Raw genomic sequence first — 18,338 nt, forward strand, 5'->3', positions numbered from 1 at the left:
CCCAGGAGCCTCGCGAGGGACGAGCGATGCGTCACGAAGGGCCGACCCTTCGTGACGCTCGCAAGCTCGCTCCTCAGGGATCGGGTGGCGCTCGCAAGCTCGTTCCTCAGTACCCCTCACGCCGGACTCAACCGCCGCAACCCGATCGACTCGTAGCCGACGACATAGAACAGGGTCCAGAGGACCAGCCAGTCGAGGAATCCAAGAGCGTTGCCGTTGACGCCCGCGGCGACCTCGGGTTCGTGCAGGATGTGGCCGGCCGCGAAGTGGTAGTAGAAGACGAAGGTCACCACGGCGAGTGCGAACGTGATCAGGGTTCGTGTCACGGGGCTGAATCTGTTTCCGAAGCCGTTGGCCCAGAAGATCATCCAAAAGGCCCAACACACACCGATCTGTGCGGGGAACTGGTGGATGGTGGTGCCGAGTTCTGCCGTGGCGGCCGAGCCGAGGAGGACCTTGGCGAGCGGCACCAGCGCGAAGTAGATCGCGGTGCCGAGGATGACGTTCCCGACGGTGGCGGCCAGCGCGGTGCGGCCGCCACCACCGAACAGCTTCCACGGCCAGTTGTCCAGCGTCTGTCCGGTGAGGATCACCGCGACGACGATCGAGTAGAACCATCCGAGTACCGTGTCGACGGTCATCAGCGAATGCGAAGCCGAGAGAGACACCGACGGCAGTCCGAACACGAAGTACAACGCCAGGGTCGGCACCGCCACGAATGCGATCTCGCACAGTCCGACGAGTGGCTGTTTCATACCCAATGCCGTCCACGGCCAGTGCTGCCAGTTGAGGACCACCATGACCCAGGTCGCGAAGCCGAAGAGTACGAACAGCGCGCCTGCGAAGTAGCCGAGACCATCGGCGCGGGAACCGGCGAAGTCCGGATAGATCGACCCGAGACCGCTACCGAGCAGCCAGGTCACGGCGATCGCAAAGACCGTGGTGGACAGCAGGATCGCCGTACCGCGCAGCGGTTGACGCAACCGGCTGAACCCGGCGAACTCGCAGTTGAAGCCGATGAAGACGACGAAGAGGATCGCCCAGAACAGTGCCGCGTTGAACGGGAGTGGATAGAAATGCCAGGGGCTCGTCGTAGGGTCGGCCAGCAGGAACCAGGTACCGACCGAGAGGGCCGTGACCACCGCGAGATTGGCGATCCCGAAACCGAACCAGCGGCCACTCGACGACGCGGTCGGCGAGTTCTCTTGTAACGCAGTCTCTTCTATCCCTGCAGTGGCGGTCATGTCGTGGTCTCCTCGGTCGTCGGGCACGGGCGCTGTCACTATGGCCTGGATCACAGCTGCGGCGGCAGGGTTGCGGAGGGTTGCGGCGTGCTCCGGGCGAGGAGCAAGCCATGCAACGCACTGCAACCCTGTCGGACTGTGGGGTGGATCACATATGCATGAGTGCATCGGTACGAGCCGACGACAAAGGGAGTGAGAACTGATGCGTGCAGCTGTGTATTACGGGGCAAACAAGGTGGAGATCGCCGATGTAGCCGAACCCACACCAGGCCCCGGTGAGGTGAAGGTGAAGATCGGGTTCAACGGGATCTGTGGGACTGATCTGCATGAGTACTACGCAGGTCCGATCTTCATACCCACCGAGCCGCACCCGCTGACCGGTCAGCAGTTGCCGCTGGTCCTGGGACACGAATTCTCGGGCACCGTCACCGACGTCGGCGACGGCGTCAGCGAGGCGAAGGTCGGCGACCGGGTGGCGGTCGAGCCGCTGTATCGCTGCGGTCACTGCGGACCGTGTCGCGCCGGCAACTACAACATCTGTCAGCAGATCGGCTTCCATGGCCTGATGTCCGACGGCGGTATGGCCGAGTACACGGTGGTCCCGGCCAACATGATCCACCAGCTGCCGGACAACGTCTCACTCGAACTCGGGGCGCTCGTTGAACCGATGTCGGTGGCCTTCCACGCCGCCACCCTGGGCGCGCCGCAGCCGGAGGACACGGCCATGGTCTTCGGGGCCGGGCCCATCGGCATCGGACTGTGGTTCGCGCTGCGCGGCAAGGGGCTCGACAACGTCTACGTGGTGGAGCCGTCACCGACACGGCGAGCCGCGATCGAGGCGCTGGGCGCCACCACGCTCGATCCGACCTCGATCGACGTCCCGGAATTCATCGCGGACGCCACCGATGGCCGGGGCGCCGACGCCCTTTTCGACGCCGCAGGTGTGCAGCCTGCCGTCGAGACCGCTCTGGCGTGCGTCGGCGCGCGCAAACAGCTGGTCAGCGTCGCCATCTATGAAAAGCCGCTGACCACACCGCTTCAGCGGCTGGTCATGAACGAGTCGCGCATCCAGGGCTCGCTGTGCTATACGTCGGCGGATTACGAAGCGGTCATCGACCTGATGTCGGCCGGCCGGTACGACACCACGGGGTGGGTGGACAAGATCGGCCTGGAATCCGTTGTGGACGAGGGATTCGAAGCGCTTCATGCCGGGGCGAAGATGAAGGTTCTCGTCGACCCGTCGGAGGTGGTCGCATGAGCGCCGCGCTCATCACCGGAGGCGGTCAGGGAATCGGCCGTGGAATCGCGCTGCGATTGGCGAACGACGGACACGACATCGCCCTCGTCGACATCAACGAGACGAACATCGAGTCGGTCGCAGCGGAAGTGCGCGAGATCGGTACGAAGGCCACAACTTTCGTCGCAGACGTCAGAGATCGGGACCAGGTGTTCGCGGCCGTGGATCATTGTCATGAGGCCCTCGGTGCCTTCGATGTCATGATCAACAACGCGGGTATTGCGCAGGTGGCTCCGATCGACGACGTGCGACCGGACGACGTGCGTCAGATCTGGGGCGTGAACGTCGACGGCGTGCTGTGGGGAATCCAAGCTGCGGCAGCGAAATTCATCGAGACTGGGACAAAGGGCAAGATCATCAACGCCTCGTCCATCGCCGGACACGACGGCTTCGCGATGCTGGGTGTCTACAGCGCGACGAAGTTCGCCGTTCGCGCGTTGACGCAAGCTGCGGCGAAGGAATACGCGGCGCAGGGCATCACCGTGAACGCGTATTGCCCGGGCGTCGTGGGCACGGACATGTGGGTGACCATCGACAAGCGTTTTGCCGAACTGACCGGTGCGGCCGAGGGGGAGACCTACGACAAATTCGTCGGTGGCATCACCTTGGGTCGTGCGCAGACGCCAGAGGATGTCGCCGCGTTCGTCTCCTACCTGGCCGGCCCGGATTCCGATTACATGACCGGCCAGGCCGTGCTGATCGACGGCGGGTTGGTGTTCCGTTGATCGGCTCCTCGCCGCCACACCGGCTGCATCAGCCGCCGGTGTGGCCGGCGTCGCGGAACGTCTGCGCGATGAACACCCGGAACGCCCACTCGAGCGTCTCGCGGGAGCGATGGGTGCCGTTCTCGTACCCGACGAGCAGATACATGGCGGCGGTCGCATAACGCTCGGCGAGCGCGCGGTCGCCGAGTACCTCCATGTAGGTGTCGGCGATGAACTGCCGACGCTGCTCGTCGGCCTCGATCTGGACCGCGCGTACGTCGGGGTCGTGTTCGGCCCACACGCGTATCGCCGCCTCCGAGTCGTGGGGGAGGCTCAGCGCGATCGTGGTGAGGACCTCGAGTCGCTCGGTTGGGTCGGCGACCGTGCTCGCCTGCTCGATCGGGCGCTCGCTCTGCTCCGCACGCCAGTGTTGGATGAGCGCCGACGTGTAATCACCCCAGCTGGGGAAGGCGTGATAGAAGGAACCGGTCGTGGCGCCGACGACCTCGCACACCGCCGCCAGTTTGAGTCCGGCATGCCCCTGCTCGGCGAGTACTTGCAGGCCGGCATCCAGATAGCGGGCCTTGGCCGTGTGCGAGGCCCGTGATCGTCGCTTCTCCGTCGAGGTCACTGTCACAGCTTATCTGTGACCTCTTGCACATCGACAATAACTCGACTTATGCTGACGGCATCGCTCACCGAGGAGACTGCCGTGCACAAGCCGAACCGCAACGTCGGGCTCGATCCGGAGACCCAGTACATGGAGATCTACCGGAACCTGTCGACCTATGAGTTCCCCTGGGACATCAACCAGTCGCTGAGTTTTGCGCTGTTCCGGACCTATGCGGTGCCGAGTATCGGCCGGCTCCTCGACGAGACCGGGGCATTCACCCGCGAGACCCAGAAGCGCTACGACGACACGGCGATCCTGCTGGAGACCCCGTTGATCGAGGGATTCGAGAGTCCGCAGGGCAAGGCGGCGATCCGGCGGATCAACCAGATGCACAAGATGTACGACATCTCCAACGACGATTTCCGGTATGTGCTGTCGACATTCGTGGTGGTGCCGACCCGCTGGCTCGCCGACTACGGATGGCGCCCGCTGACCGACGACGAGCATCTCGCCATGGTCCGCTACTACCAGGATCTGGGCCGGCACATGGCCATCAAGGACATCCCGGAGACGTATGAAGAGTTCGAGACCTTGATGGACACCTACGAGTCCGACAACTTCGCCTTCGATCCCGGCGCCCGCCGAGTGGCCGATGTGACGTTGGAACTGCTCACGTCGTTCTACCCACGCATCGCCAAGCGCGGGGTCGAGATCTTCAGCCGTGCGCTGATGGACGACAAGTTGCTCACGGCGTTCCGCTACGACGACCCGGGCCGGGTCATGCGCACCGTGTCCGAAGGGGCGCTCAAAGTCCGGGCCCGGATGCTCGCGTACTTCCCGGCACGCCGCAAACCGGCCCTGGTGCAGAACATGCCGCGAATCCGCTCATACCCCAACGGGTTCGACGTCGAGAAGATGGGTACGTTCGCGCCGGGCTGTCCGGTGCACACTGATCGGCGGGGAGTCGCGCAGGCGGGTTGAGGGCCTGACGCGGGTTGGCCGCTACCCTTCCAGCTGACTCCGAAGTTTGGACTCGGTGTGCCGGATGGCCTGCCCGACAACAGGTTCGATCACGGCTCCGAATGCGCGGCCGGCGATGCCACCGGGCAGTGTGTAGGTGAACTCGACGCTCACCTCGGTGCCGTCCTCGGCGTCGGCGAAACTCCACACGGTACCGGCGTTGAAGCCCTTGACCGCCTGCAGGCGCACCAGTTCGTTCTCGGTGAACTCGGTGACCTCGACGGTCGACGTCAATGACTTCGGACCGAGCGTCATGGCCACCGCGAAGGCCGCACCCGGCCCGTAGGTGGTCTCGGTGACCGGATCGAACTTGCTGACCCCGAACATCCACTCGGGCACTGTCCGATGGTCATTCACATAGGCAAACGCATCTTCGCGTCGACAATTGACCACAGCACTGTGTCGCACCACCCCCACGGCGGCCTCCTTCGAATCGCCGGCGCCACGCTGCGGCACCCCCGTTTCCAATCCCCGCCCGACCGTATCGCGTTTGCCGGGGCATGGCACGGGTGCCCGGCCCGCCGGGTCTCGATACGTCGACTCGCTGCCGCTCGCCGACTACTCGACCAGCATTGACTGGCCGCTCTTCCTCCAGCGTGCGAGCGTCAATCCTTCGGTCTGTGGGGGAGTGGGCGTGCGGGCGGCGACTTTTCGGTCCCTGAGGAGCGAGCTTGCGAGCGGTGGCTTCTCGGTCCCTGAGGAGCGAGCTTGCGAGCGCCCCTCCGGTCCCTGAGGAGCGAGCTTGCGAGCGTCCCCCGGTCCCTGAGGAGCGAGCTTGCGAGCGTCACGAAGGGTCCTTCGTGACGGTCCTCCGCTAGCGCTCCGGACCTCCTCAGGGACCGGAGGGCCGGGGATTTTGGCGCGGCGCGGGACCTCATTCGGGGGTCGGGGGTTTTGGCGCGGCTCCGGACCTCTTCGGGGGCTGGGGGGCAGCGCGGCTTTGGACCTCGTCGAGGGCCGGGGTGTCAGCCGGACCCGGACCTCATCGGGGAGCGCTCGTCGGCCCGGAGGGTCAGCTACCCGCCTTCGAGGTGGCCCGGCTGCGCGCGGGCGCCTTCTTGGCCGGGGCCTTGCCGGCGCGGGCCCGCTTCGCGGGTGTCTTCGCGCCGCTCTTCTGTTCCTCGATGAGACGGGCCGTGTGGTCGAGGATGCAGTTCAGGCCGTACTCGAAGTTCTGGTCGTCGGGGGCGCCGCCGACCCGTCCCTTGGCGGCGGCCTCCGCCAGCATCGGCGTCTGATCCGGCGTGATGACCAGACTCTCGTAGTAGGCCTGTGCTGCTGCGTCTTCGGCCTTGTTCTTCTCGTACAGCCTTGCGAGGACGACGGCGCCGCGGACGTGTAGCTGGACCGCCGAATAACTGTCGTAGGCATCCTCGAGGGACAGACCCTCGCTCATGAGGTCCTCGACGATTCGCTCGATCTCCTTGGCGCCCAGTTGAGCGTTCTTCGGGCCGAGCGAGGAGCGGATCAGGATGAGGTCACACAGGATCGGGTTGCTGCGGAACACATCGTGCATAGCGTGCGCGTGCGCGTAGAGGCGATCGCGCCAGTCGCCGTCCGTCGGCCGCATCGCCGCGGTGAGCTTGTAGCGCTCGATGGCGCGATCGGTCATCGCGTTGAGCAGGTCGTCCTTCTTGCGGAAGTACCAGTAGATACTCGTCACGCCGACACCGAGATGCTTGCCGAGCAACGGCATGCTGAGGTTGTCCACCCCGACCTCTTCGGACAGCTCGAAGGCACCGTTGATGATGTCCTCGGGATCGATCGATCCGCGTTCCCGGCGCTCGCGCTTCGGGGCGTTCTCCTTGCGTGCCACCTCGACCCACCTCCTGACCTGCCCTTCGTGGCTCGGCTGGCGCCTCGCACCTCAGGGACCGTGTGTGGTCGCTGGGCCGCGCAGCTCAGCAACCGTGGTCGCTGGGCCGCGCAGCTCAGCAACCGTGTGGCTACTGGGCCTTGCGGCTCAGCAACCATGGTCGTTGGGCCGCGCGGGCTCAGGACCGTATGGCGGCCACTGTATCGCATACGGGATCCCCTGCCGGGGTGACGACATCCGACACGGCGCGCCAGATGTCGGGGGTCAGGATTCGAGCAGCAGCGCGGCGGACGGGCAGTTGCTCGCGGCCTCGCGCAGAACCGATTCCGCCGCGCCCGCGGCGGCCGTCTCGTCGATGTCGACAAAGCCGTCGTCGTTCACCTCGAAGACGTCGGGATCGGTCGCCTCGCACAGGCCGTGTCCGACACATCTGTCGGTGTCGACAGTGATCCGCACCGAGGACCCCCTTCCGTCATGGCCGAGTCGGCCAATCGCACTTACTGTATGTGCAACGGTAGAGGCGCGTGCGGAGTTGCGTCAATGCAGTCGAGGTCGAGCGGACGTCAGTAGGCCATGAACAGGATCTCGTCGCGGCTGTAGTCGTGGTCGGGATGGTTCTCGGCGAGGTGCTTCTTCACCTTCTCCACCAGGTCGTCCTCGTCGGTGCCCCTGATCGCTTCGCCGCACGGGCAGGTCAGTCGTGTCTTCATGAGTACAGACTATGCCGACGGATGCCGCCATTGACAATACTGGATAGATTACGGTAAGCACATCGACATGTTCTGGAACCTTCTGGAGGTACCCCATGTCCAAGGTCGGTGACGTGGCCTCCGCCCACGCGTTTCATCCGCTCGACATCTCTGCTCCGTCATTCTGGGAGAGAGACTTTCGTCGCCGCGACGAGACGTTTGCCCACCTCCGCGCCGCGGACGGGTTGACCTGGCACCGGCCTTCCGAGGCGATGTTCCCGCATGATGAGACCGGCTACTGGGCGGTGACCCGACACGAGGACATCCGCCACGTCAGCCAGCACCCGGAGATCTTCTGTTCGAGCAACGGGATCAGCATGGACCCGATGCCGGCCGAGATCCAGCGCAGCATGACCTTCTTCCTGACCATGGATCCGCCCGAGCACACCCGTTATCGGCGGCTCATCTCGATGGCGTTCACCCCCAAGCAGGTGCGCCGGATCGAGGCGCAGATCGCGGCGAACGCCACACGGATCGTCGACGGCTTGCTCGCGGAGCTCGAAGCGGGTGCGCCGGTCGATTTCACCGACGTCGTGTCGAAGAAGCTGCCCATGCTGACGATCTCCGAGATGATCGGATTGCCGCCGGACGAGCACGAAGCGGTGGCGTTCGCGGCGGAAAGCGTGTTCAGCGCCAGTGACGACGACTACGGGGGCGCGCTGGAGGAACAGGCGGTCTTCTTGATGACCCAGCTCGGGGTCTTGACCGGGGCGGGTGTGGAACTGGCCAGGAAACGTCGGGTCGAAGCGCACGACGATCTGATGACCAACATCGTCAATGCCGAGGTCGACGGTCATCGCCTCACCGATGAGGAGATCGGCGCGTTCATGGTGTTGCTCGCCTCGGCGGGCAACGACACCACCAAACAGACGACGTCGCATGCATTCAAGGCGTTGATGGACAATCCGGATCAAACCGAGTGGCTGCTCGAGGATCTCGAGTCGCGGATGTCCGGGGCGATCGACGAGTTCATCCGGTGGTCGACACCGGTGATCAGCTTCGCGCGACACGCGGTGGTCGACACCGAGGTGGCCGGCACGCCGATCGCAGCGGGGGAGAAGCTGGTCCTGTTCTACAGCTCAGGCAATTTCGATGGTCAGGTCTTCGACGACCCCCATCGATTCGACCTCGGGCGTTATCCCAATCCGCACGTCGGGTTCGGCGGCGGCGGTCCGCACTTCTGCCTGGGCAAGCAATTGGCGACGATGGAACTCAGGCATCTCTTCTCCGAACTGCTGACTCGCCTGCCCGCGGTGCAGCTCGGCGACCCGGAATACGTGCGCAGCGACTTCGTGCACGGCATCAAGAAGATGTCCATACAGCGACGGTGAGCGGAGCCGACGCGTCGTCGCGATGAGGGCGGACCTTCAGTGGAGCGTGTCGATCTCCGGTCGACGATCATCGGCCGGAACCGGCACGCGGTGTGCGTCTGCGCGCGCCACCATCCCGATCACCATGCCGATCCCGATCGTCGAGAACGTGAGAACGGCCAGTAGGGTCAAAGCCAGGGTCATATCCAAGGTATCCATGTCATCCCATTGTGCGATCACGAATCCGCGCTGTCACATGCAGAACCGCAAAGGTACTGAGTCTCACATCGGTCTCGTCGGTGTGATCGGCCGCTATTCTGAGCGCACCGAGATACCGTGAGCACGCCGGTTCGTGACGACCTCGAGCTTCATCGGGTCGGTGCGATCGCGCTCGACCAGGAGGCCTGACGTGACCGACGCCACCCCCGACGATGTCCGTCCGCTCGACGCTGAGGAACGCGCAGAGCTCGAGAGGCTACGGGCGATGGTCGCCGTGCAGCCGAAGAAGTCGCGCGACCGCAGGCTGGGTCGCCGCATCGGGGCAGGCGTGCTCGTGTTCCTGTGCGCGTTGCTCGCACTGTTGTCGGTCACCACGCGCTTCGTGCGGAGCGAGCTCCTGGACACCGACCATTACGTCTCGACCGTGGCACCCCTCGCCTCCGATCCGGCAGTCCAGAATCAGGTGGTCGACACGGTCACCGCACAGATCAACTCCCGGGTCGACATCGAGGGCATGACCCGCGAGGCGCTGCAACAGCTCGTCGATCTCACCCCTGCCCAGCGCCCCCGCCTCGACAACGCGGTGGTCGGATTGGCGCCGGTCATCGCCGGTCAGGCGAAGTCGTTCATCCAGCAGACGGTGACGGAATTCGTGCAGTCCGCCGCCTTCCGCGATCTGTGGGTGACCGCCAACCGCGCGGCGCACAAAGGTGTCGTCGCCGCAGTGACCGGCGATACGCAACACGGTGCGGTCGAGATCGATCAGACCGGAACCATCAGCATCGACCTGAAGCCGATCATCGCCCAGGTCAAGACACGCCTCGTCGCGCGCGGGTTGAACTTCGCCGACAACATCCCGGCGGTCGACAAGAAGTTCGTCGTGTTCCAGTCGCCCGAACTGGCCAAGGCGCAGCGGTGGGTGAATGCCCTGGACAAGATCGCCACCGCCCTGCCGTGGCTGGCCTTGGCGGCTGCGGTCGGTGCCATCGCGCTCGTCGGCGGTGGTCGTCGTCTGCGTATGACCGCGACGGTGGCCATCGCCATCGTGCTGAGCATGCTGTTGCTGGCGTTGGCCCTCTTGATCGGACGGGCGATCTACCTGAATCAGGTCCCGCCCGACGTCCTCGCACCGGACGCGGCCCGCGCCATCTTCGACACCGTCGTCGAACCGCTCCGTCTCGCGTTGCGAGCGGTCGCGATCCTGGCGTTGGTGGTGGCGATCGTCGCGTTCTTTGCGGGCGGGTCGCGCTCGGCGACCGCGGTGCGTCGCGGATTCACCCGCGGTGTCGGCGCCCTGGACGCGCGCCGGGCCCAACGCGCGCCCAACACTTTCGAGCGCATCCTGTGGCAGGCGCGTATCCCGGTGCGCATCGCGGTCGTCGCGATCGCTGCCCTGATCCTGATGTTCTGGTCCTACCCGACGGGCATGGTGGTCATCTGGACCGTGCTGATCGCCTGCCTGGTGCTGGTCGTCCTCGAGGTGGCCATGCGGCCCGGCAAGCGGGAGGTCGACGGGAGCGAGACGGTCGCCGCGGACCCGGAACTGACCGGCGACGCCGGACCGGACGTCGACGAGACCGACACCGAGCCGTTGCCCGACGCGCCGTCATCGGCCGGCGAGGCGAGGTCTGACACATAGGAATGGGCCGGGACCCACAGCGAGGATCGCCCGCTGGAAATGGGTCCCGGCCCATGCCTGGACACGACGGCCCGGGGTCACCGGGGTCATCGTGGGTCTGTCGCGTGGCCCGCGGCCACGCTGGATCAGGTCGGCGCCGAACGGATCCGGCACGCGATGGGGGTGACTCCTACGGAGCCCAGGTGCGCGGTGCGGTCCCGGCGTCCTCGGAGTCGGTCGGTGCGGCGACGCGGTATGCGCGGTTGACCGCGGAAACCACAGCCCGCAGGCTCGCCGTGGTGATGGACGACGCGACGCCGACACCCCACACGGTCTCGCCGTTCACCTCGGTTTCGACGTAGGCCGCCGCGCTGGCGTCTCCGCCGGAGGTGAGCGCGTGCTCGCTGTAGTCGAGCACGCGGACGTCGAATCCGACGGTGGACAGGGCGTCGACGAACGCGGCGAGAGGCCCGTTGCCGGCGCCCGAGATCTCGCGCTCGACACCGTCGACCTTCACGACCGCGGTGATGTTGTCCTCGCCTCCGTCGACCTCGGCGGCATCCACCTTCTGGCGCATGCGTTCCAGCGGCCGGATCGGGTTGAGATACTCGTCGGCGAAGACGTCCCACATCTCCTTCGGGTTGACCTCGCCGCCCTCGCCGTCGGTGATCTTCTGGATCTCCCGGCTGAACTCGATCTGCAGACGCCGCGGCAGGTTCATGCCGTGGTCGGCCTTCATGATGTAGGCGACACCGCCCTTGCCGGACTGGCTGTTCACGCGGATGACCGCTTCGTAGTTGCGGCCCACGTCCTTCGGATCGATGGGCAGATACGGCACCTGCCAGAGGATGTCGTCCATGTCCTGATCGGCGTCGTCGGCATCGACCTTCATCTGGTCGAGGCCCTTGTTGATGGCGTCCTGGTGACTGCCGGAGAACGCGGTGTAGACCAGATCGCCGCCGTAGGGGTGGCGCTCGGGGACGTTGAGCTGGTTGCAGTATTCGACGGTGCGACGGATCTCGTCGATGTCGGAGAAGCTGATCTGCGGGTCGACGCCCCGGCTGAACAGGTTCATGCCCAGGGTGACCAGACAGACGTTGCCGGTACGTTCACCGTTGCCGAACAGACATCCCTCGATGCGGTCCGCACCGGCCTGATAGCCGAGTTCGGCTGCGGCGACGGCGGTCCCGCGGTCGTTGTGCGGGTGCAGGCTCAGGATGATGGACTCGCGACGCGCCAGGTTGCGGTGCATCCACTCGATCGAGTCGGCATAGACGTTGGGGGTGGCCATCTCGACGGTGGCCGGCAGGTTGATGATCATCGGACTCTCCGGTGTGGGAGCGATGATCTCGGTGACCGCGTCGCAGACGTCCTTGGCGTAGCTGAGCTCGGTGCCGGTGTAGGACTCCGGCGAGTACTCGTAGCGCCATTGGGTGTCCGGGTACTTCTGCTGTTCCTGGAGGACCTTGTGTGCGGCATCGGTCGCGATCTTGGTGATCGCCGCCTTGTCGGCACGGAACACGACGCGGCGCTGCAGGACCGACGTCGAGTTGTAGAAGTGGACGATCACCTTGTTGGCGCCGCGGCAGGCGTCGAAGGTGCGCTCGATCAGTTCCTCGCGGCATTGCGTGAGGACCTGGATGGTGACGTCGTCGGGAATCGCGCCGTCCTCGATGATCTCTCGGACGAAGTCGTAGTCGGTCTGGCTGGCGGACGGGAAGCCGACCTCGATCTCCTTGTAGCCCATCCGGACAAGGAGTTCGAACATCCGTCGCTTGCGCGCCGGGCTCATCGGATCGATCAGTGCCTGGTTGCCGTCACGCAGGTCGACCGCGCACCACTGCGGTGCGGTGGTGATGGTCTGGTCCGGCCAGGTGCGGTCGGGTACCGATACCCGCTCGACCTCGTCGGCGAACTGCCGGTAGCGGTGTACCGGCATCGCGGAGCCGCGCTGGGTGTTCCAGACCGGTTGATCGGTGGGAATGGGTCCGGCCGGCTCGACGATCCGGCTGGTACCCGAGGTGAATGAATCTGCTGCTGCCATTTGTGGTCAATCTCCGTGAATCGAAGGGAAGATGACCGGCGCGTGAAGAAGCCCCGCGACGGAGGGCCGGTCGAATCAGACCCCGCCGCGGCAACCGAGAAGGAGCGCGCGCTGCATGGCATGGACTGTACTCCCCAGCGCTGGCGAGGATCAAATGTCGGTGTTAGCCGTCGCCGGGGACAGCCGGAGCCGGTGGTCCAGCGGGTGGGGCCCGACGGCTGCAGACATCGGGGACAATCCCGGCAAAACGGCGCTGAACTGGGGAAACACGGTGCCCTTTGCTCAGCGAACTCTCAGCCGCAGCACATCTGGCGTCGATAGTTTCACCGATGCCCGGCGGCGCCTGGCCACCGGACGGTCAGAAAGGAATCATTCCAATGGACCACTCCAGTCGTCTCAGACGCATCGTCGTCACCAGCGTCGCCGGTGCCGGAATGGCGTCGGCCATCGCCGTCGGTGGCGTCGCCACCGCAGCCCCGGCAGCGCCCATGCATCCGGCGCCGCATTCATCGTTCGTACCGGGTACGAAATGCTCCGTCGCACAGGTGGAGCGAGCCCTGGCGAAGGAGGACCCGGCCCTCTGGAAGCGCATCGACACCCATCCGAGGGTGAAGAAGCATTTCGAGTCGATGATCATGATGACCCCTCAGCAGCGGCACGCGAAGCGCGCCGAATGGAAGAAGTCGCATCCGACCGAGTCGGCGATGATGCGTTTCCTGCGGGACCACGGGGTCACACCACGCGAGATGAAGAAGGACCACAAGGCGCTGCGCACCGCCATGAAGACGTGCGAGAAGTATTGATCCATCGGGGAATTCGACTCGGGGCAGCATCTGGATGACGGGTGCTGCCCCGAGTCGGCACTAGCGTTCCGGATGGTCGGCGAACGGGTGTCCCCACGTTTCGCTGAATGCGACCTCGTCGAGGGGTAGCCGGGTGCGTGGGCGCTCATCTCGTTCGCGGATCTCGGCGGGCACCGTCTCGGGGTCGGCGAGCTTGCCGACCCCGAGCAGCACCAACGGTCGCCGGTCGCCGGGGATGTCGAACTCCGCTCGGGCCTTGTCGGGGTCGAAGCCGGCCATCGGATGCCCGTTGAACCCGAGCGCCGCCGCCTGCAGGATCATCTGCGACACGGCGAGCCCCGTGTCGACCGCGGCATAGGTGCGGGCCTTCTCATCGTCGGGTTCGGACGTCGTGCACACCAGCACGAGGGCGGCTGCCGCCGGTGCCCACCCGGCGTTGCCGCGGGTGAGGATGTGGGTGAGCGAGGTGAACGTCGTGTCGCCCCGCCGCCCGACGATGAACCGCACCGGCTGCATCCGTCCCCACGTCGGCGCCCAGCGTCCGGCCTCGAGGATCGAGGTGAGCTCCGCGACGGAGATGGTCGCGTCGGGGTCGTAGCCCCGTGCGCTCCAGCGTCCTTCGATCAGTTCATGCACCAGACCGACCCTAGCTTCACTGGTGCGGGGTCGCCTCCAGGTCCTGCACGGCCGCGTCGCTCATCGATTCCGACCGACTCATCGATGCTGACGTAGGCCGTGTGCGCATGACCACGGTCAACACGACGGCGAGTACCCCGAGGGTGATGACGCTCGCCAACGACGCGGCATGCATGCCGTCGACGAAGGCGACTCGGGCGGCGTCGGCCAGTTCGGTTCCACCGTTGCCCATGTCGAGTGCGCGATGCAGCGTCTCACCGAGCGTGTCGCCGAAGCTCCAGCCGTCGGAGTTCTCCCGGAACACCAGCGTGGCCAGCGATCCCAGCAGGGCGAGGCCCAAGGCGGTACCGAGTTCGAAACTCGTCTCCGAGATCCCCGATGCGGCGCCCGACCTCTCGACGGGCACCGACCCGACGACGACGTCGGAGACCAGGCTGAACTGGACGCCATAACCGATGCCGGCGATCGCGGTGCACACGAGGTAGATCCACAGCGGACTCGACATGGTGAGCCAGAACAGACCGAGGTTGCCAACCGCGGCGAGCAGCACCGACCCCACGAACGCGGCGCGCAGACCGACGGCGGCGACCACCCGCGACGCCCCGACGGAGAAGGCCGCCACCGCGACCGCCATCGGCAGCCCCGCGAGCGCAGCCGTCAGGACGTCGAACCCGCGAACCGACTGCAGGTAGACGCCGGTCAGGTACGACATACCGCCGAGTGCCATCATGCCGACGAGGGCCACGGCGACGGCAGCACTGAACTGCGGGTTGCGGAACAGGGCGAGGTCGAGCAGCGGAGCCGCGGCGCGCCGCTGGTGAGCGAGGAACGCGGCAAGCATGGCCACGCCGAACAGGCCGATCAGCGCCACCGATCCGGTCACGCCGTCGGCGGCCATCGTCTTGATCGCGTACACGACCGGCAGGATGCCCAGCAACGACAACGCGACACCGACGAAGTCGAACCGCGCGGCGCTCGGCGCCCGGTATTCCGGAACGAGTCGGGGCGCGGCGACGAACAGCACGGCCAGCACCGGCACGTTGATCAGGAACACCACACCCCACCAGAAGTGGTGCAGCAGGATGCCGCCGACCACCGGCCCGATCGCGCTGCCGCCGGCGAACGCGGCCGTCCAGACCCCGATCGCCTTCGCGCGGTCGCGGGCGTCGGGGAACATGTTGGCGATCAGCGAGAGGCTCGACGGCATCAGGGTGGCACCGCCGACACCCATCAGTGCACGGGCGGCGATGAGGATCGCGGCAGTGGGCGCGAAGGCCGCGATCACCGAGGCGGCGCCGAACAAACCGGCGCCGGCGAGCAGGATGCGTCGACGTCCGACGCGGTCGCCGACGTTGCCCATCGTGATGAGCAGGCCCGCGATCAGAAAGCCGTAGATGTCGAGGATCCACAGCTGCTGTGCGGCGCTGGGATCGAGGGCGTCGGTGATGGCCGGGGTGGCCAGGTAGAGGACCGAGAAGTCCATCGACACCAGGAGGACGGGGAGGGTCAGCACGGCCAGTCCCCACCACATGCGTCGGTCGGCGCCGGGGGAATGCCGGTGCCGATCGGACGACGGGATGACGACGGACATGACGAACTCCTTGCTCTCACGACGCCACGAGGCCTTCCCTCGCGTACGCCGTACGCATTGACGGTACGAGAATGGGTACGCTGTACGCAACAGAATTATTCCCGCAGGTCAGATGTCACGGGTGGCGTCGTCTGGTTTCGAGAGAGGGGGCGGGGTGGCGCCTGCCGACAGGGGCACTGCCGAGAAGGGCACTGCCGGCGCGAAGCTGACCATCGAGGCCATCGTCGATGCCGCCATCGACGTCGCCGACAAGGACGGCATCGGTGCATTGTCGATGCGGCGCATCGCCGACGAACTGGGCGTCGGAGCCATGTCGCTGTACCGGCACGTCGACGACAAGGATGCGCTGCTGCAGGAGATGTCGGAGGAGATCGGCCGCCGCTTCCCCTACCCGGTCGACGAGCCCGGGCCCTGGAACTGGCGTGAGAGGGTGCGCGTCGTCGTCGACATCGACTGGGAGCTCTACCGTCGCCATCCCTGGGTGGTGCTCGCCTACTCGTCGCCTCGGCACAGCTTCGGTGACGAGTCCCTGCGCTGCCTGGACTGGTTCGCGGCCGGATTCCTCGATCTGGATGTCGACCTGGTGGAAGCGACCGGGATGGCGCTGACCGTGTGGAGCTACGTGCACGGGGTCGCCCTCGTCGCCGTCAGCGACGACCTCCTGCGCGCGGAGAAGCCCTCGGAGGGGCCCGACGGTCTCGCCGAACTGATCGCGGGACGGAGCAAGGAGCTGGCACCGCACCTGTCCGGCCTGGCCGGGCAGTCGGCGGCCCGTCGACTGCTCGATCCACGCGCCCGGCTCGACGACGGCATCGCGTCGCTGTGTGCAGGTTTTGCCGCCGCCCAGCTCCGCTGATCGGGTCGGGCACCTACCCTCGGCTGGTCGGGTCGGGCAGCCATCCTGCGCTGGTCGGGTCGGGCACCCACCCCTCCGCTGGTCGGGTCGGGCACCCACTCTTCGCTGATCGAGTAGGGCACCCACCCCTCCGCTGGTCGGGTCGGGCATCCACCAGTCCGCTGGTCGGGTCGGGCATCCACCCGTCCGCTGGTCGGGTCGGGCATCCACCCGTCGCTGATCGAGTAGGGCGAGGCGCTAGCCGAGGCCGCATCGAGATCACTGTGCGGGTCGCCGGGGTCTCGATACGGCTCCTCGCTGCCGCTCGTCGCCTACTCGACCAGCGGAGGGGGTGGGCCGCCTGCTCGACCGGCGTGGGGTGTCGCCTACTCGACCAGCGGAGGGGGTCCGCTACTCGACCAGCGGAGGGGGGCTGCTACTCGACCAGCGGAGGGGGTGGGGCGCCTACTCGACCAGCCTGATCACATCGCGTGCGGATACACCGTGAGCATGTGCGCGCCGAACCAGGCGCTGCCCACAACGACCGGCACCATCGCGGCGATCGCCGCCGACAACCGCCATCGGGCCAGCACCACCGCGACCGGGATGAGTAGGACGAAGGCGGGCAGCAGCAGCCGTGCGCGACTCATCATCAGTCCGCTGGACAACACGATCTGGGCGACGACGAGCACCCCGTAGAGCAGCACCGGCCACGGCATCCGGGACCACACCGCCAGGGCCAGCATGGCGAGGGTGGACAGGACGATCCATGCGGTCACGACGGGGGCCACCTCACCCGAATGTACGAGCGTGTCGTTGACGAAGGTGAACGTGGCCCGGCCCCAGTCGAACTCCGTGCCCCACCCTTCCGTCTGTATCCGGAACCATCCGGTGGGTGAGCCGGTGTGGGCCCACACCACCGCCAGATAACCCAGGTAGCCGAGCGGGCTGATCGCCACCGCCGTCCACGCCCGCCACCCGTCGCGCCGGGCGATCAGCGCCGCCAGCATGACGACGGCGATCAATACCACCGCCGTCGGTCGGCTCGCCCCGGCGAGCAGCGCGCACATGCCGGCCAGGAGCCACCGCCGTTCGAGGATGCCGATCAGCGCCCACACGGCCAGGGCGCAGAACAACGCCTCGGTGTAGGCCATGTTGAGCACGATCGACATCGGGGTCGCGGCGAACAGGGCGACCAGGAACAGGCCGGTCCGGCGCGGATCGGCGGGACCGATGGGGGAGCGCTCGGCCATCACGCGGGCACACAGGCCGCCGAGTCGCGCCGCCCCGGCCGCTGCCACACACCCGAGGACGACGTTGACCGTGATCGCCGCGCCGTACGGGGTGATCAGCGGAAGCTTGGCGACCGCGCCGACGAGCAGCGGATAGCCGGGAAAGAAGGCGTATGCCGTGTCCGGGGTGTGCAGGCCCCGGGCGTCGGTCTGCGTGAACGGGACGTCGGCGTACCCGTACTCGGCGATCGCGACCATCCACTTGCCGTCCCAGAGCCACAGGGCATCGCCGAGCGTGGTCTCGCGCAGCTGGGCGAACCGCGCGAGCACCAGGATGCCGATGCCGCGGAGAGCGAGGAAGAGGAGGACGGGCTCGAGCCAGGCGCGCACCTGCGGGCGGGCCATCAGGCCGGACAGGGACGTGGTGCCCGCCGAAGCCTTCGGCGCCGGTGCTGTGGCACCGCGTCGCGGCACGCGGCCATCGCGTGCGGACGCGCCGACATCGGTTCCGGTGGCCACCTGAGCGATGGTAGGACGCGCCGGGGCGTTGCCACCACCACACCCGCCGACAGGTCGGTCGTCGATCACGATCTGGCGAGGCGTTCGT

The 18,338-nt window shown here is 66.5% G+C and carries 18 protein-coding genes; 7 read left to right on the forward strand and 11 right to left on the reverse strand.

Annotation, left to right across the window (positions count from 1 at the left end):
• Positions 1-116 precede the first annotated feature (116 nt).
• On the reverse strand, positions 117-1,244 hold the full coding sequence (locus tag AC4AMJ_RS26870; RefSeq protein WP_489915971.1) for a hypothetical protein: 1,128 nt from the start codon (positions 1,242-1,244) through the stop codon (positions 117-119).
• Between the two features lie 202 nt (positions 1,245-1,446).
• On the opposite strand from AC4AMJ_RS26870, the gene AC4AMJ_RS26875 reads away from it, so the two are divergent.
• Positions 1,447-2,502 (forward strand): 2,3-butanediol dehydrogenase, encoded by a 1,056-nt coding sequence (locus AC4AMJ_RS26875; protein WP_489915973.1) that lies wholly within the window; start codon positions 1,447-1,449, stop codon positions 2,500-2,502.
• Positions 2,499-3,266: an acetoin reductase gene (locus AC4AMJ_RS26880; RefSeq protein ID WP_489915975.1), complete on the forward strand. Its 768-nt coding sequence runs from the start codon at positions 2,499-2,501 to the stop codon at positions 3,264-3,266. The genes AC4AMJ_RS26875 and AC4AMJ_RS26880 overlap by 4 nt, the downstream gene beginning before the upstream one ends.
• Before the next feature lie 28 nt (positions 3,267-3,294).
• On the opposite strand, the gene AC4AMJ_RS26885 is transcribed toward AC4AMJ_RS26880, so the two are convergent.
• Complete coding sequence (locus tag AC4AMJ_RS26885) at positions 3,295-3,876, reverse strand: TetR/AcrR family transcriptional regulator (protein WP_489915977.1); 582 nt, start codon at positions 3,874-3,876, stop codon at positions 3,295-3,297.
• A gap of 81 nt (positions 3,877-3,957) precedes the next feature.
• Here AC4AMJ_RS26885 and AC4AMJ_RS26890 point away from each other — a divergent pair, with 81 nt between their 5' ends.
• Positions 3,958-4,839 (forward strand): oxygenase MpaB family protein, encoded by an 882-nt coding sequence (locus tag AC4AMJ_RS26890; RefSeq protein ID WP_489915979.1) that lies wholly within the window; start codon positions 3,958-3,960, stop codon positions 4,837-4,839.
• A 21-nt stretch (positions 4,840-4,860) separates the two neighbouring features.
• Here AC4AMJ_RS26890 and AC4AMJ_RS26895 read toward each other — a convergent pair whose 3' ends face one another.
• From AC4AMJ_RS26895 to AC4AMJ_RS26910, 4 genes are all read right to left on the reverse strand, one after another.
• Positions 4,861-5,334: an SRPBCC family protein gene (locus AC4AMJ_RS26895; protein ID WP_489915981.1), complete on the reverse strand. Its 474-nt coding sequence runs from the start codon at positions 5,332-5,334 to the stop codon at positions 4,861-4,863.
• 556 nt (positions 5,335-5,890) lie between these two features.
• Positions 5,891-6,694 (reverse strand): TetR/AcrR family transcriptional regulator, encoded by an 804-nt coding sequence (locus AC4AMJ_RS26900; protein ID WP_489915983.1) that lies wholly within the window; start codon positions 6,692-6,694, stop codon positions 5,891-5,893.
• Between the two features lie 264 nt (positions 6,695-6,958).
• A complete protein-coding gene (locus AC4AMJ_RS26905) occupies positions 6,959-7,150 on the reverse strand; it encodes a ferredoxin (RefSeq protein WP_489915985.1) in 192 nt (63 codons plus the stop codon).
• Between the two features lie 107 nt (positions 7,151-7,257).
• The gene (locus AC4AMJ_RS26910) at positions 7,258-7,404 is read right to left on the reverse strand and encodes a DUF1059 domain-containing protein (RefSeq protein WP_489898033.1); all 147 of its coding nucleotides are present in this window, start codon (positions 7,402-7,404) and stop codon (positions 7,258-7,260) included.
• Between the two features lie 95 nt (positions 7,405-7,499).
• On the opposite strand from AC4AMJ_RS26910, the gene AC4AMJ_RS26915 reads away from it, so the two are divergent.
• Positions 7,500-8,774 (forward strand): cytochrome P450, encoded by a 1,275-nt coding sequence (locus AC4AMJ_RS26915; protein ID WP_489898032.1) that lies wholly within the window; start codon positions 7,500-7,502, stop codon positions 8,772-8,774.
• A 36-nt stretch (positions 8,775-8,810) separates the two neighbouring features.
• On the opposite strand, the gene AC4AMJ_RS26920 is transcribed toward AC4AMJ_RS26915, so the two are convergent.
• The gene (locus tag AC4AMJ_RS26920; protein WP_489915987.1) at positions 8,811-8,972 is read right to left on the reverse strand and encodes a hypothetical protein; all 162 of its coding nucleotides are present in this window, start codon (positions 8,970-8,972) and stop codon (positions 8,811-8,813) included.
• A 190-nt stretch (positions 8,973-9,162) separates the two neighbouring features.
• Between AC4AMJ_RS26920 and AC4AMJ_RS26925 the strand changes: the two genes are divergently transcribed.
• The gene (locus tag AC4AMJ_RS26925) at positions 9,163-10,611 is read left to right on the forward strand and encodes a hypothetical protein (RefSeq protein ID WP_489915989.1); all 1,449 of its coding nucleotides are present in this window, start codon (positions 9,163-9,165) and stop codon (positions 10,609-10,611) included.
• Positions 10,612-10,780: 169 nt separating this feature from the next.
• Here AC4AMJ_RS26925 and leuA read toward each other — a convergent pair whose 3' ends face one another.
• Positions 10,781-12,634, reverse strand: a complete 1,854-nt coding sequence (gene leuA, locus AC4AMJ_RS26930; RefSeq protein WP_489915991.1) for a 2-isopropylmalate synthase — start codon at positions 12,632-12,634, stop codon at positions 10,781-10,783.
• 377 nt (positions 12,635-13,011) lie between these two features.
• Here leuA and AC4AMJ_RS26935 point away from each other — a divergent pair, with 377 nt between their 5' ends.
• Positions 13,012-13,437 (forward strand): hemophore-related protein, encoded by a 426-nt coding sequence (locus AC4AMJ_RS26935; RefSeq protein WP_489898028.1) that lies wholly within the window; start codon positions 13,012-13,014, stop codon positions 13,435-13,437.
• A gap of 60 nt (positions 13,438-13,497) precedes the next feature.
• On the opposite strand, the gene AC4AMJ_RS26940 is transcribed toward AC4AMJ_RS26935, so the two are convergent.
• Positions 13,498-14,073 (reverse strand): nitroreductase family protein, encoded by a 576-nt coding sequence (locus AC4AMJ_RS26940; protein ID WP_489898027.1) that lies wholly within the window; start codon positions 14,071-14,073, stop codon positions 13,498-13,500.
• Positions 14,074-14,089: 16 nt separating this feature from the next.
• Entirely contained in the window at positions 14,090-15,664 is a 1,575-nt protein-coding gene (locus tag AC4AMJ_RS26945) for an MFS transporter (RefSeq protein WP_489898026.1), read from the reverse strand.
• Positions 15,665-15,818: 154 nt separating this feature from the next.
• Here AC4AMJ_RS26945 and AC4AMJ_RS26950 point away from each other — a divergent pair, with 154 nt between their 5' ends.
• Complete coding sequence (locus AC4AMJ_RS26950; RefSeq protein WP_489915993.1) at positions 15,819-16,520, forward strand: TetR/AcrR family transcriptional regulator; 702 nt, start codon at positions 15,819-15,821, stop codon at positions 16,518-16,520.
• A gap of 461 nt (positions 16,521-16,981) precedes the next feature.
• Here the strand turns inward: AC4AMJ_RS26950 and AC4AMJ_RS26955 are convergent, their stop codons facing one another.
• The gene (locus AC4AMJ_RS26955) at positions 16,982-18,250 is read right to left on the reverse strand and encodes a hypothetical protein (RefSeq protein WP_489915995.1); all 1,269 of its coding nucleotides are present in this window, start codon (positions 18,248-18,250) and stop codon (positions 16,982-16,984) included.
• Positions 18,251-18,338 lie beyond the last annotated feature (88 nt).

The organism is Gordonia sp. LMA484, from assembly GCF_058129505.1.

What these genes read in the sequence shown, in the direction of transcription:
- AC4AMJ_RS26880 (WP_489915975.1), top strand. Translation starts at nt 2,499, where the DNA reads ATGAGCGCCGCGCTCATCACCGGAGGCGGTCAGGGAATCGGCCGTGGA.
- leuA (WP_489915991.1), bottom strand. Translation starts at nt 12,634, where the DNA reads ATGGCAGCAGCAGATTCATTCACCTCGGGTACCAGCCGGATCGTCGAG.
- AC4AMJ_RS26915 (WP_489898032.1), top strand. Translation starts at nt 7,500, where the DNA reads ATGTCCAAGGTCGGTGACGTGGCCTCCGCCCACGCGTTTCATCCGCTC.
- AC4AMJ_RS26945 (WP_489898026.1), bottom strand. Translation starts at nt 15,664, where the DNA reads ATGTCCGTCGTCATCCCGTCGTCCGATCGGCACCGGCATTCCCCCGGC.
- AC4AMJ_RS26935 (WP_489898028.1), top strand. Translation starts at nt 13,012, where the DNA reads ATGGACCACTCCAGTCGTCTCAGACGCATCGTCGTCACCAGCGTCGCC.
- AC4AMJ_RS26875 (WP_489915973.1), top strand. Translation starts at nt 1,447, where the DNA reads ATGCGTGCAGCTGTGTATTACGGGGCAAACAAGGTGGAGATCGCCGAT.
- AC4AMJ_RS26910 (WP_489898033.1), bottom strand. Translation starts at nt 7,404, where the DNA reads ATGAAGACACGACTGACCTGCCCGTGCGGCGAAGCGATCAGGGGCACC.
- AC4AMJ_RS26920 (WP_489915987.1), bottom strand. Translation starts at nt 8,972, where the DNA reads ATGGATACCTTGGATATGACCCTGGCTTTGACCCTACTGGCCGTTCTC.
- AC4AMJ_RS26870 (WP_489915971.1), bottom strand. Translation starts at nt 1,244, where the DNA reads ATGACCGCCACTGCAGGGATAGAAGAGACTGCGTTACAAGAGAACTCG.